This window comes from Desulfothermus naphthae, assembly GCF_054657475.1.
In genome coordinates this window covers 1266438-1279712 of the sequence record NZ_BAAHYQ010000001.1, presented here as the reverse complement: position 1 = coordinate 1279712, position 13275 = coordinate 1266438, and the positions used below count along the sequence as shown (strand labels likewise).

Annotated in this window: 16 protein-coding genes; 6 read left to right on the top strand and 10 right to left on the bottom strand. The window is 35.6% G+C overall.

What is annotated here, in order from left to right:
* Positions 1-4 precede the first annotated feature (4 nt).
* Genes ACYQ1E_RS06260 through ACYQ1E_RS06250 form a run of 3 tightly spaced genes read right to left on the bottom strand, consistent with a single transcriptional unit; the run spans position 5 to position 3599 of the window.
* Positions 5-1834, bottom strand: coding sequence for a chloride channel protein (locus tag ACYQ1E_RS06260; protein WP_459876664.1), 1830 nt, complete (start codon positions 1832-1834; stop codon positions 5-7).
* A gap of 3 nt (positions 1835-1837) precedes the next feature.
* Positions 1838-2680: a universal stress protein gene (locus ACYQ1E_RS06255; RefSeq protein WP_459876661.1), complete on the bottom strand. Its 843-nt coding sequence runs from the start codon at positions 2678-2680 to the stop codon at positions 1838-1840.
* A complete protein-coding gene (locus ACYQ1E_RS06250) occupies positions 2673-3599 on the bottom strand; it encodes a bifunctional riboflavin kinase/FAD synthetase (protein WP_459876658.1) in 927 nt (308 codons plus the stop codon). Before ACYQ1E_RS06250 ends, ACYQ1E_RS06255 begins: the two co-directional genes overlap by 8 nt.
* A gap of 377 nt (positions 3600-3976) precedes the next feature.
* On the opposite strand from ACYQ1E_RS06250, the gene ACYQ1E_RS06245 reads away from it, so the two are divergent.
* Positions 3977-4336 (top strand): prepilin-type N-terminal cleavage/methylation domain-containing protein, encoded by a 360-nt coding sequence (locus tag ACYQ1E_RS06245; RefSeq protein WP_459876655.1) that lies wholly within the window; start codon positions 3977-3979, stop codon positions 4334-4336.
* Positions 4337-4380: 44 nt separating this feature from the next.
* Here the strand turns inward: ACYQ1E_RS06245 and ACYQ1E_RS06240 are convergent, their stop codons facing one another.
* The 5 genes from ACYQ1E_RS06240 to ACYQ1E_RS06220 all read right to left on the bottom strand — a co-directional run bounded on the left by ACYQ1E_RS06240 (position 4381) and on the right by ACYQ1E_RS06220 (position 7917).
* Positions 4381-5034: an LOG family protein gene (locus ACYQ1E_RS06240; protein ID WP_459876652.1), complete on the bottom strand. Its 654-nt coding sequence runs from the start codon at positions 5032-5034 to the stop codon at positions 4381-4383.
* Positions 5035-5144: 110 nt separating this feature from the next.
* Positions 5145-5390 carry an RNA-binding regulator gene (gene rbp / locus ACYQ1E_RS06235; protein WP_459876649.1) on the bottom strand — a complete coding sequence of 82 codons (246 nt, stop codon included), beginning with the start codon at positions 5388-5390 and terminating at the stop codon, positions 5145-5147.
* 133 nt (positions 5391-5523) lie between these two features.
* The gene (locus ACYQ1E_RS06230) at positions 5524-5964 is read right to left on the bottom strand and encodes a hypothetical protein (RefSeq protein ID WP_459876646.1); all 441 of its coding nucleotides are present in this window, start codon (positions 5962-5964) and stop codon (positions 5524-5526) included.
* Between the two features lie 15 nt (positions 5965-5979).
* Positions 5980-7353, bottom strand: coding sequence for a PFL family protein (locus ACYQ1E_RS06225; protein ID WP_459876643.1), 1374 nt, complete (start codon positions 7351-7353; stop codon positions 5980-5982).
* Positions 7354-7365: 12 nt separating this feature from the next.
* Positions 7366-7917 carry a glycine cleavage system transcriptional repressor gene (locus ACYQ1E_RS06220; RefSeq protein WP_459876640.1) on the bottom strand — a complete coding sequence of 184 codons (552 nt, stop codon included), beginning with the start codon at positions 7915-7917 and terminating at the stop codon, positions 7366-7368.
* Positions 7918-8097: 180 nt separating this feature from the next.
* On the opposite strand from ACYQ1E_RS06220, the gene ACYQ1E_RS06215 reads away from it, so the two are divergent.
* From ACYQ1E_RS06215 to ACYQ1E_RS06195, 5 genes are all read left to right on the top strand, one after another.
* Positions 8098-8883: a DUF4198 domain-containing protein gene (locus tag ACYQ1E_RS06215; RefSeq protein ID WP_459876637.1), complete on the top strand. Its 786-nt coding sequence runs from the start codon at positions 8098-8100 to the stop codon at positions 8881-8883.
* 11 nt (positions 8884-8894) lie between these two features.
* Positions 8895-9494: a cobalt transporter CbiM gene (gene cbiM / locus ACYQ1E_RS06210; protein ID WP_459876634.1), complete on the top strand. Its 600-nt coding sequence runs from the start codon at positions 8895-8897 to the stop codon at positions 9492-9494.
* A 228-nt stretch (positions 9495-9722) separates the two neighbouring features.
* On the top strand, positions 9723-10310 hold the full coding sequence (locus tag ACYQ1E_RS06205; RefSeq protein WP_459876632.1) for a hypothetical protein: 588 nt from the start codon (positions 9723-9725) through the stop codon (positions 10308-10310).
* A gap of 5 nt (positions 10311-10315) precedes the next feature.
* The gene (gene cbiQ, locus ACYQ1E_RS06200) at positions 10316-11080 is read left to right on the top strand and encodes a cobalt ECF transporter T component CbiQ (RefSeq protein WP_459876629.1); all 765 of its coding nucleotides are present in this window, start codon (positions 10316-10318) and stop codon (positions 11078-11080) included.
* A gap of 57 nt (positions 11081-11137) precedes the next feature.
* The gene (locus ACYQ1E_RS06195; protein ID WP_459876626.1) at positions 11138-11875 is read left to right on the top strand and encodes an energy-coupling factor ABC transporter ATP-binding protein; all 738 of its coding nucleotides are present in this window, start codon (positions 11138-11140) and stop codon (positions 11873-11875) included.
* Positions 11876-11915: 40 nt separating this feature from the next.
* Here ACYQ1E_RS06195 and ACYQ1E_RS06190 read toward each other — a convergent pair whose 3' ends face one another.
* Both ACYQ1E_RS06190 and ACYQ1E_RS06185 read right to left on the bottom strand, forming a co-directional pair.
* The gene (locus tag ACYQ1E_RS06190; RefSeq protein ID WP_459876624.1) at positions 11916-12812 is read right to left on the bottom strand and encodes an AAA family ATPase; all 897 of its coding nucleotides are present in this window, start codon (positions 12810-12812) and stop codon (positions 11916-11918) included.
* Positions 12812-13216 carry a hypothetical protein gene (locus ACYQ1E_RS06185; protein WP_459876621.1) on the bottom strand — a complete coding sequence of 135 codons (405 nt, stop codon included), beginning with the start codon at positions 13214-13216 and terminating at the stop codon, positions 12812-12814. The genes ACYQ1E_RS06190 and ACYQ1E_RS06185 overlap by 1 nt, the downstream gene beginning before the upstream one ends.
* Between the last annotated feature and the right edge of the window lie 59 nt (positions 13217-13275).

The window sequence follows — 13275 nt, the reverse complement described above, 5'->3', positions numbered from 1 at the left end:
TAACTCACAATTTAGTTGATTTGAGTTTTTCTATTAGCTTATTGTAGAATATAATTATTGACTTTCTTCTTAGAAGGCCCAAAATTTTACCGTTATCTTTGTCAGATAACACTGGCAAGGCATCAATATTTTTTTGAGTCAGTTTATCTAAAGCCCTATTTAAGGTTTCATCGGGATATGTCACAACCACATCTGAAACTGCAATATCTTTTATAATGACTAATTCTTCTATCTCAGGATTAAATAGTACATGTCTGAAGTCAGAGCTCGAAAATATACCTGTTAATTTGCCATTCTTGTCAACTACTGGGAAAGAGTACTGGGTGGTATTAATAAAAATTTTTTTCTTAAAATCAGAAAATTTCATATCTTCAGGTACTACATAAACAGGATCAAGTTCATCCAGTAATTCTTCCACTTTGTGATTGCTTAAAATATCCACAAATAATTCCCCAGAATGCGCTGGAGATTGAAATTTATTATCCAGCTGATTTTCATAGATAGAAATCTTTCTGTTAAAAAATATACATATTGCAGAACAAAACATAAGGGGTGCAAGGAGGCTATAGCCCTGGGTGAGCTCACACACTAAAATGAAAGGACCAATAGGAGCAGAGCCAGCACCTGCGAAAAATGATGCCATTCCAACTAGTACAAAGGCCCCTGGATGGGCAACAAGTTGGGGATAATGCATATGTGCATAGGTCCCAATTACCCCCCCTGCCATTCCGCCTACAAAAAGAGTAGGGGCAAACATACCTCCACTCATCTCAGAACCAATGGTTACAGAGGTTGCAATGGTCTTGGCTATCATAAAACAAATCATTGATAAAAGGGATAGTTTCCCCCATATGGCCATTTCCAGATAACCATAGCCACCACTTAATACAAAGGGCATAAACATACCTAACATGCCCATGATTAGACCACCAAGTCCACATGTTATAATCAGTCCAGAACGCTTTTTTATTTTTTGAAAAATTGAATACTTGATAAAAAAGAATGTCTTTACATAGAGATAACCGCAAAATGCACAAAATAAGGCGAGGATTAAATAAAAGGGCAGCTCTTTAGGATTAAAATAAAAATGTGGTATCTCAAATATTGGATGATTGCCATAAATTAAAGTAAATACCGTATATGCTATAACCGATGAAATAATAGCAGGCAGAAGGGCCTCGCTCTCAAAATCTTCTTTGTAGATTATTTCAACAGCTGTGATGGCCCCTCCAAGGGGTGCCCTGAAAATAGCTCCAAGTCCGCCACCTGCACCAGCCAGTAATAATATCCTCCTTTCCTTTGGGGATAATTTTAGAATGGAGCCAAGATATGAACCAATACCTCCTCCAATTAAGGTGATAGGTCCTTCTCTTCCTGCACTACCGCCACTTCCAATGGTAAATACTGCAGTTAGTCCTTTTAAAAAAGTGACTAATGGATTTATTCGCCCTTCATTTTGATGAAATGCCTTGGTTATTGTGTCTGTGCCATCTGTTATATGGTCTTGTTGGGCATAGGGAATGAATATTTTAACTAAAATTCCAGTAATAAGTCCTACTAAAGTGGTAAATATAGGTATTAACCAGGGTCTAAACTGGCCTATTTTACCTTTAAAAATTTCTTCTCCACTTGGTCCTGGTACTGCTATACCTGCAAGCTGGTGGATGAGCTTAAATTTTGTCCATTCAATTCCAAGAAAAAATAGAGCAGCGCCTAAACCTGCTAATATACCCAGGATAACACTAATCATCATGAGTCTAATAGAAGATATACCTCTGTATACCTCCTTTAAACTGAGCCATACAGATTTCATCCTTAAGATAATATATTCCATTTTTTAAAACCTTAAAAACGTAGCTTGTTCATCAAAGTTAGGACCTACCAACAAAAAATTATTTGGAAGAATGGATTGCATAAGTTCCAGCTTTCCGCCAAATGCAAGTCCTTTGATAAGGCCGTGACCAAATAATCCTGCAACTATAAGGGAGTCATGGGGGATATTAAAAAGATTTTCCTTAAAATCCCCTTGGTCGAAAAAATACCAGTGTTGGATATAAGAAAAAATATTTTTTGTCTCTTCATTTAATTTTAATATTTCTTTATAGGATTTATAATCTTGTTTTTCATTTTGAGTAAAAAAATAAAGAGGAATCCCAGACCTTTTTGCTATTTTAAGTCCTAAGGATGCAGCTTTAACACTTGTTTTAGATCCGCCAAACATCACAATAATTGACTTCCAGGGTTTAAAAATAAGGCAAGGGAGATAAACTGGGAACCTAGCATTTAGTAGAATTTTCCTTACAATAGGTCCAATTTGGCCTGGATAGATTTTATTTAAGAGACCTTTTATTACCCTTGGACAGGTCATAAAAGAAAAATCCGTTGGTAAATCTGGAAGTGAGGAGGCACTAAATTCTTTAATTTTTAGATACGTAGCCTCATAATCTTCCTGTTTTAACACACCATCAATCCTTTCTTTAGCCTTGTCCAATTCATTTAAATAGCTATCATCCAGTGTAACCTGTACAACTTCATGTTCAAAATACATATTAAATTTCTGAAATTGTGGAATATAGATAAATAGCTCAATGTCCAACATCTTTGCAAAATAAATCGAACTGAGTAACGTCTCCCTGCCATAGGGCACGTTTCTATAGATATGTAAAATTCCCTTATCCATTTTTTAAAATATCTTTGGCCTTTTCTATGTCATTTAATATCTGATTTTTTAACTCATCAATGCTAGAGAACTTCTTTTCAGACCTAATTCTATCTACAAAATGTACCCTTAATTCTTCTCCATATATCTCTTTGTTAAAATCAAAGATATGTACTTCAACAGATAGCACTTGATTTCCAAAAGTTGGGTTATACCCAACATTTGCAACTCCTTTAAGTCTTTTGCCTTCAAATTCAGCAAAAACCGCATACACTCCAGTTTTTGGAACAAGCTCATCAATTAGGTTTAAATTTGCTGTTGGAATGCCAAGGAGCCTCCCTCCCCTCTTATGACCCTCTACTACTTTTCCAAACACTTGATAATATCTACCCAACATTGGTACAACATCCTTAACCTTTCCTTCCTGTACCAGTGTCCTGATTCGAGTAGAACTAACTATTTCATCTTCAAAATAAACTGGACCTACTTGATGCACATCAAAACCCAACTTTTGTCCAAGTTTTTTTATAAGAGAATAATCGCCTTGCCTATTTTTGCCAAATCTATAATCATATCCAACGATTATTTCTCTTACATTTAAAGGAATTAAGTACTTCATTACAAAATCTTCAGCACTAACAGCAGCCAGATCCTTTGTGAATTCAAGACATATTGTTATATCAATTCCTAATTGCTGTAAAAGTTCCAATTTTTGTTTAATAGGAGTAATTACTGGTGGACACTTACCTGCTATAACTTTTAAAGGATGGGGTTCAAAGGTGAGAATTACTGAAGGTACATTCAGCTCTTTAGATTTATTGACTAATTTTTCAATAAGCGCCCTATGTCCAATATGCACTCCATCAAAATTTCCAATAGACAGAACAGAGCCTGTGTTAATCTTAGGAAGTGCATCTTCGATTTTTTCATATACTTGCATTTGATGGATCCTCCAAATTGTAGGTGGGAAAAAAATAGGTGGGATTTGGGGAAATGTAAAGGGATAAATGCGAGATAATTTTTGGGAGAGTTTACAAAAATTGGCAAAAATTGACAAAAAATGTTTACGCTCAAAAATATTTTTAGAACATAATTACGAGGGTTAGAGGGGTATAGGGTTGAGAGTTAAATTGTTCAAAGTTCAACGTTCTACGTTTAAGGAACCTAGAACATAGAACATGGAACTTAGAACCTTTAAGAAACTCACAAATCCTATAAATCTAAATCACTATTTCTAAACGATTTATAGAATGGCATGATTTTTGCTAAAAAAAATTGAAATATTTAACAAATCTGAATAAAATAAGGAGGTGTGTTATGAGAAAAGAGAAAGGTTTTACTTTGGTGGAATTACTCATTGTAATTGCAATTATTGGTATTTTAGCTGCAATCGCCATTCCTCAATTTGGAAAATATCGGGTAAATGCTGCGAAAAAGGCCTGTGAAGCTGATTTGAGAAATGCCATTAGTATGTGTGCTGGATACCTGGCTGATAATGCTAGTGCCACTAATTGTACAGGTCAATATCCCACATCAACTACTAACACAAGTAGTATAACTCTCACAGTTGGTACAGATGGAGAAATCAGCGGTAATGCAACATGCACAGGACCAGCCGCTGGTACCACCTGCACAGCAAATAGCACAAGTGGCAGTATGCAGATAAGCTGTAGTTAATGTATGGGAGAAAGAAAGAGGCGGAGATTCCTCTGCCTCTTTCTTTAAATAATCACCAACCTCTTAATCAAACTCACCACCTCATCAGGGTCATCTAGAGTAAAAAATATCTCTAAGTCGCCTTCTTTTATATAATTTCTGGCAAGGAGTTTGTTTTTAAACCAATCAATTAAGGGGTCCCAGAACTCTTTATCCACCAAAATTACTGGAAAGGGTTTAATCCTTTTGGTTTGAGTTAATACCAAAGCCTCACTTAGCTCATCTAATGTGCCAAATCCTCCTGGCATCACCACATAAGCCATTGCATATTTAATAAACATCACCTTTCTTACAAAAAAATATTTAAAATTCAGTCTTGTATCAATATAATTATTTGGTTTTTGTTCTAAAGGAAGATGAATGTGCAGACCTATTGATTTACTATTTCCCTCCTTTGCACCTTTGTTTGCTGCCTCCATAACTCCAGGACCACCACCAGTAATTATAGAATATCCTGCTTGTGCAAGTTTTTTAGCTATGTTGTAAGTTAATTTATAGACAGGGTCTTTAGGTTTGACCCTGGCCGATCCAAATATACTTACTGCTGCACCAATCTCATTTAAAGTATCAAAACCCTCCACAAATTCAGCCATTATTTTTAATAGCCTCCAAGATTCCCTACATGATAAATCGTCAATTACATATTGTCTAACATCCATTTAATATGACCTCCATAAAGAATATACGAATATGCAGCAGGTAACAAAAAAGCCGCCTTCAATAATCCTATTAAAGGCGGCTTTTGCCCAGCATTGTCTCTTCTTATGTATTATCTTCTGGCTCTTGCCTCATTTACCCTAAGTCGTCTACCACCAAATTCAGTTCCATCCAAACTTTCCATTGCTTTTTGGGCATCTTCTTTTTTCATCTCAACAAAACCAAATCCCCTGGGCCTTCCTGTTTGGCGATCCTTAATTAAGTTAACATCTGTAACCTCGCCAAATTGAGAAAAAAGTTCCTTTACCTCTTCCTCTTTTGAAGAAAAAGGAAGATTTCCAACATACAACCTCTTCATAAAAAACTCTCCTAACAATGAAAATAAAAAATTAACAAAACAAACCAATAAACCTTGGTTAGCTTTATTTAAATATAAAAAATTGTCAACCAAAAAATAAATTTTTATGCATTTTTCTATATCAAAAAATTATTTATTTAAGACTTGTCTCAAGTTCCTGCAATATCCTCTTTACCTCCATCAATTTATCCCTCTGAGAGCCTTTTAAATGCTGAGAGAGATATTCAGTTTTTTGCGAAATTTCATTTAATATATCTCCATATATCATCTTTCTGGTTTCTTCTGGGAGTTTTTCAATTTTTTTCATCCTGGATTGTAAATCACCTACAGTTTTATCAAGAATGACCACCTGTTTCTTTACTGGATATAATTCAGCCATTTTCTTTTCAATAGTGCCAACAGTAAGCTTCATACTAAAATAAAAAACCACCATTAACATCACAGCCATAATGGAAATAATTAAAGCAACCTTTCCCATATCTTTTTTTACTTCTTTTAAAAGCTCTTCTGGACCTTTATCTTTATTCTTGGACATGGATTCTTTCTCTAAAAATATTACATTATCCTTAGCCATTAAAACCTCCTTTTTTTAATTAGTTAAACTCTGAATTGGTGCGGGAATTCTGCCGCCCCTTTTAATAAATTCATCTGAGCAGCCTGGATGGCTCACCTCACAAATTGTGGCTTCCCCAAGAAGTCCCCCAAAATAGGCCTTATCTCCTGCCTTTTTCCCTGGTACAGGGATAATCCTCACTGCAGTAGTCTTTTTGTTTATAACACCAATGGCCATTTCATCTGCTATGATGGCGGAAATGGTCTCTGCAGGAACATCCCCTGGAATTGCAATCATGTCTAACCCAACAGAACATACACTGGTTAGGGCCTCTAATTTTTCCAGAGAGAGAAATTTATTGGCCACAGCATTTGCTATATTTAAATCTTCACTAACAGGGATAAAGGCACCTGATAAGCCGCCTACATGGGAACTGGCAAAGGAACCACCTTTTTTCACTGCATCATTTATAAGGGCTAGGGCAGCAGTGGACCCTGGAACTCCAATACTTTTTAGTCCTAGGCTCTGAAAGATCTCTCCTACACTGTCACCAACATTGGGCGTAGGGGCCAGGGATAAATCAACTATTCCAAAGGAAACACCAAGTTTCTCTGCTACTTCCCTTCCAATTATTTCCCCTACCCTTGTAACCTTATATGCCGTCCTTTTAATTATCTCGGAAAGCCTCCCCAAATTCAATTGGGGATCGTTCTCAATAGCCCTGTCAATCGCCTTTTTTACCACCCCAGGACCGCTTACACCAACATTTATAACTGCATCTGGTTCCCCTGTTCCAAGATAAGCACCAGCCATAAATGGTATGTCCTCTGGGATATTGGCAAATACACAGAGTTTTGCGCAACTTATTCCATCTCTATCTGCAGATAAATCAGCAGCCATTTTTATGGCATTTCCCATCATATACACTGCATCCATATTTATACCAGCTTTAGAAGAAGCAACATTTACGGAAGAACATACCCTTTGAGTCTCAGACAGTGCATAGGGAATAGCCCCTATTAAATTTTTGTCTCCAGGCGTCATTCCTTTTTCTACAAGGGATGTAAATCCTCCAATAAAATCTACTCCCACTTTTTCTGCCACTCGATCCAATGTCTTTGCCACTAAGACAAGTTCTTTTTCATTAAAACAACCACCACAAACCCCTATGGGACTAACAGATATCCTCTTATTCACAATTGCAATTCCGTATTTTTCTCCAATTGAATTACAGGTGAAGACAAAATTCTCAGCCACCTTCATTATCTTTTCATAAATCCTGTTTCTAAAATCATCTATTAAATGGCTCACACAATCAAAAAGACTTATTCCCAGGGTTACTGTTCTAACATCCAGATGCTCATTTTTCACCATTTCTAACAGCTGGAGCACTTCACTTTCACTCAACATCTGGTTTCTCCACTATATCCTACCTATTTCTTCAAAAATTTTTTTGTGTTGCACAGTAATCTCCAAACCCAATTCTTGGGCTCTTTTTTTTAGGTTAGTTGTAAAGTCTGAGAGTTTTAAATCCTTTGGAATATCAACTTCATAGATGGTCAATGTCTTTTGGGGGAACGCAGAAGTTCTATTTACAAATTTCAGGTTAGAAATATTAACCCCATATTCATACATAATACAAGTGATGGCGGCGATCAAACCAACTCTATCTTTACCTATGCTCACAACTACAAAAGGTTCTGTCTCAACATTAACTTGGGAATTGGAGGATTCTAAAGGCTTTGTATGTGCAATAAGATTCTCTTCTTTCAACTCTTCATTAAGTATATCCTGAAGTTTACTAATTGTAACACCTTTGCCCAGAGACACCACAAACATCCCACAAAATTCACCCTGAAGCACTGTCTGAGAAATATCCTCAATATTACATCCATGATCTGCTAAAATTGAAGCTATTTTACAAACAATACCAGGTCTATCCCTTCCAAAAACAGCAACCACTATTTTTTCCATAAATGTCTCCCCCTTTGCCTGACCATTTGATATCTAGTTTAGCCAAGACAAAAAATCAAGTTTTAAAAAATTATTAAAAAATTTTTTTGTCTATTGACATTATTTTTTAATTTATTTACACACATATTCGTAACACGAATTACAAATTAATTATATTCAAAAGACAAAGGAGGATTAGTGATGTTATTAAGCAAAACTTTAAAAAGAATTATTATTTTGTTTTTATTTTTACTTGTTCCATCATTATGTTTCGCTCATTTTGGCACTATTATGTCAAAAAAAACCATGCTGGATCAGGCTCACAGGAAAACCAGGTTGTTCTTTGCATTTATGCACCCTTTTGAACAAAATGCAATGGATTTAACACTTGATGAGGCATGGGCAGTAAATTTAACAACTTCTGACAAAGAAAATCTGCTCTCTAAGCTTAAGCCAATAAAATTTCTAGATCATCGCGCATACAAGACAACATTTCATCCTAAAAAACCTGGTGTTTATTGTATTTACATGGTTCCAAAACCATATTGGGAACCTGCTGAAGACAAATTCATAAAACACATCACCAAGACCTATATTGGCGCATTTGGCGAAGAAGAGGGATGGGCGACACCATTGGGTCTTGAGGTGGAAATTGTTCCCATAACCAGACCATTTGGGCTTTATAGAGGAAATGTATTTCAGGGAAAGGTATTAAAAAATGGAAAACCAGTGCCAAATTGTGAAGTGGAAGTGGAATATTATAACAAAAAATCAAGACTTAAGGCTCCTTCAGAATATATGATAACTCAAGTAATACTTACAGACGATAATGGCGTTTTTACCTATGCCGCTCCCTTACCTGGTTGGTGGGGATTTTCCGCTCTTACCACTGCTGATTACAAATTAAAAAATAATGGTGTTGATAAGGATGTAGAGGTTGGTGGAGTTATCTGGGTCAAGTTTTCATCCTTTAAAAAGAATAGATAAAGGACACTTAAATGCATATTTCTGAAGGAGTACTCACCCCCCCTATTTTAATTGCAGGAGCAGCCATTACATTGACTGGCACCGTGATAGGACTAAAAAAAATCAGGCCCTATCAGGTGCCTTTAATGGCTGTTTTGACTTCTGCATTTTTCGTTGCATCATTAATACATGTCCCTCTTGGGCCAACAAGTGTCCATCTCGTATTAAATGGACTTTTGGGTATATTACTTGGTTTCGGGGCCTTTCCATCAATTTTAGTTGCCCTCTTACTCCAGGCCATATTTTTTCAGTTTGGGGGAATTATTGTCCTGGGCGCAAACACCGCCAATATGGCTTTGCCAGCTCTAATTGTATTTCTTTTGTTTAAAAATATTTGTATATCAGAACAAAGAAAATTTAGAATAATTGGCGGATTTTTGAGCGGATCTATAAGCATATTACTTTCTGGTGTGATGGTAGCCCTATGTCTCTATTTTTGTGGAGAAAATTTTTCCCAGGCAGCCAAGACTATCCTGGTAGCCCATATCCCCATTATGATTATAGAGGGAATTATCACTGGAGTAACAATAGATTTTATATACAGAGTGAAACCTGAGATGTTGGATATCTAAGTAAAACAAAGCTCCATAAATTTTGAGTATGTAACAAAAAGTGTGTATATCCCCAGGGTGATAAGGGTGAAAAATAAGGGGATATTAGTGATCAGTGTGAGTGATCTGTGTGAGTGGACAACAAATGACAGACAGTAATAACAGATCACTCTTAATTTGAATTTACACAAATAATGTTACAGAGTCTAAATTCAAAATTTAAAAGAATCTGTAACCAGGGGATCACTTATGAAAAAACAAAATGTTTTAACAATATTAATATTATTTATCTTAAGTTCAACTATATGCTGGGCACACAGGGTGGATGTGTTTTGTTATATAGAAGGCAAGACTATAAAGTGTTCTGCTAAATTCTCAACAGGAGAACCTGTTGTTGAAGGGACTTATAAGGTTTATGCAAAAGATAAATTAATATATCAGGGAAAAGGCGATAAAAAAGGTAATTTTTTCTTTCACATCCCAGAAGAGCTTTTAAAGAATCCTGTTGATATCAAGGTGGTATGTAGAGCATGCATGGGACACAAAAATTTTTGGATAGTAAAAAAAGATGAATACTCATTTGAGAAACAAGAGAGTGATATTGAGGATACAATGGGAGTAGATGAAGACATAGAAGGGGAAGTGGAACCATCTTCAGTTGATTATAAAAAATTGGAGAAAATTTTTAAAAAGGTTTTAATAGAAGAGCTTTCCCCAATTAAAAGAGATATTGCAGAGTTGAATAGGCCAAAGATTGGATTTAGGGATATCCTTGGTGGGATAGGGTATATATTTGGCCTTATGGGTATAATCCTCTATTTTAAATCAAAGGGATAAAAGATATGTTTGACGATGAATTCAATAATGGAAACTCGATTTTCCATAACGCTGATCCCAGGGTCAAGACTACATTAGCGTTTTTAATAATAATAAGTGTAATTCTTTCAAATAATATTACTACCTGTGGTGTCATTCTTGTCTTTTTAATGATAAGTATATTTATTGCCAGACTTTCAGTGCTAAAGGTGACAAAAAGAGTCCTGGTAGTTAATTCCTTTGTTGTTTTTCTGTGGTTTTTTCTACCCTTTTCAACACCAGGCAGGGAGATATTTCATATTCACGGATTGTCTGCTTCATATGAAGGCATATATCAGGCTATTTTAATAACACTTAAGGCAAATAGTGCAGTGCTTACTATTATATGTTTTATAAATACCACTTCAGTTCCAATATTAGGTCACGGACTTTATAGATTAAAATTTCCTCCTAAATTTATTCTATTGTTGCTTTTAACCTACAGATACATAAGTGTAATTTTTGAAGAATTTTCAAAGATGCTAAATGCAGCCAGAGTTAGAAATTTTCATCCAAAAACCAACCTTCATACTTACAGAACCTATTCCTATATGCTGGCAATGGTGCTGATAAAGAGCTATGAGAGGGGGAAAAGGGTGTATAATGCCATGATGCTCAGGGGATTTAATGGCAGATTTTATTCCCTTCAAGATCTCACATTATCAAAAAACGATATAATAATCGCCTACCTGTCCTTATTTTTTATTGTAATTTCTAATTTTAGCAGTTATATTCAAAATTTCTGGAGATAGTAGCATATATTAAACGTTGTCTTGCTTTTTCACTGACCTGATAGAGGAGCTAATTTGATGCAACCAATTTTAGAGCTAAGGGGTATATATTTTAAATATTCCTCAACAGAAGATTATGTGCTAAAAGGCTTAGATTTTAAAATAGAACAAAATCAAAGAATCGGAATAATTGGGGCAAATGGGGAAGGCAAAACCACTCTTTTACACCTTTGTGTAGGACTGATAACACCCCAAAAAGGGGACATATTTTTTCATGGAGAACAAATAAAGAGCTCAAAACAATTTACTAAATTAAGAAAAGAAATCGGACTTGTATTTCAAAACCCAGATGACCAGCTATTTTCGCCAACAGTGTTAGAGGATGTGGCATTTGGCCCACTCAACCTTGGACTTTCCCCGGATAGGGCCAAACAAAGGGCAATGTGGGCACTTGAGGTGGTGGGATTATCGGGAATGGAAGATAGAATTACCACAAAGTTGTCGGGGGGTGAAAAAAAATTACTTTCTCTGGCCACTATTATTGCAATGAAACCAAGGGTATTATTGTTAGATGAGCCAACAACAGGCCTTGCCCCAGCCACAAGAGAGACTATAATAAATCTCATAAATGATCTTCCAATGGATTTTGTGATAGTCTCCCATGACTGGGATTTTTTGTACAGGACGACCAATTCCTTATACCTTATGGAAAAAGGAAGACTTATAGAAACCCACAGGTCTATTTTACATCAACACTTTCATGTCCATCCATATGGTGATGTCCCCCATCAACATCCAGAAAAGAAATTGGCTTAAGTTTATGTTAAACAATTTTTGGATTTTTACTGAATTCCAATCACTTAAACAACTCTGGATTATTGGATATTCGTTTTACAAGTTTTTTATAGTCTTGAGCACCCTTGCTGCCTGGAGCGTACTCAAAAATTGTCTTTCCATACATAGGGGCCTGGGAAAGCAGGTTATTATATCTAATAGGATCACATATTTTATCTGGGTACAGAGACTTTAATTTTTCCAGCATAGCCGTGGTCTTTTTTTTCACCCTTAGGTCAAAAAAAGTAGGTACTATATATTTAACTTCAAATTCAGGTCTATATTTTTGAATTCCAGCAATTGTCTTTAAAAAATTGGCTAAAGCTTGAATAGTCATAATTTCTAGAGAAACTGGTATGAGTGCCTCATTTACATAAAACATTACATTTACAGACAAAGCATCCCAACCTGGAGAAGTATCTACAATCACATAATCAAAGTCTTTATGAATTTTTTCAAGCGCTTCAGAAAGTGTCCTTTCCCCCCCAAAATACTCTCTATCTATTAGTCGTTTAACTCCAGCAAGGCCTCTTCCTCCAGCAAGAAGGTATAAATTCTCCCTTGCCTTATAAAGACATTTTTCTGGGGGAAGTTCCTCTAATACTAGTTCAGTGAGTCCTGCTGGTGGTTTAACTCCAAGTAAAAAACTACATTGTCCCTGGGTATCTGTATCCACTAAAAGCACTTTGTATCCTCCAAGGGCCAGGCCAGCCGCTATGTTTACCGCTGTAGTGGTCTTTCCCACTCCACCTTTACTTATACATACCCCTAACTTTCTGACAGAACTGTCATTTTGTTTCAGATTTAATGGGAATCTATGCCCACAAAGCTTACACCTTGCAATCTTCGGGGTAATTGGTACTTTCTCATCAGGAATCTTGTGTTTGTGTTTACATTTGGGACATTCAATAATAACCATTAATCTTTCTCCACATTTTTAAAAAAAAGGCGTTTAAATAAAAAGCTTTCTTCCCCTTTATTGGCAAAATCACTGAGCAGGAGCTCAAGAGCCAAATTCACTATTCTTGACTTTGTCACCCTTTTTTTTGGAAAATCTTTGTTAGACTCCTTTATTTGCTTCAACTTATCTTCAGCTTTATTTAGAAGAGATATTAATTCTTCTCTCAAATAGTAAGTCCTTTTAATAACTCTCTTTTTTTTACAAGAATCTATTTTACTTACTTCTTTATTTCTTTTAATGCTTTTTTTCTGTATATCAGAGGCTAAATCTTCAATAAAATCTAATAAATCCTTCGCTTCCTTTGAATCCCCATTTGTTGCTGTTAGAAGCTCTTCTAAAAGACTTTTTTTACCATTGGACATTTGTTTTTCCATTTATTGGTAATTCATATTTATTTAAATTTAAAATCCAATTAAAAAAC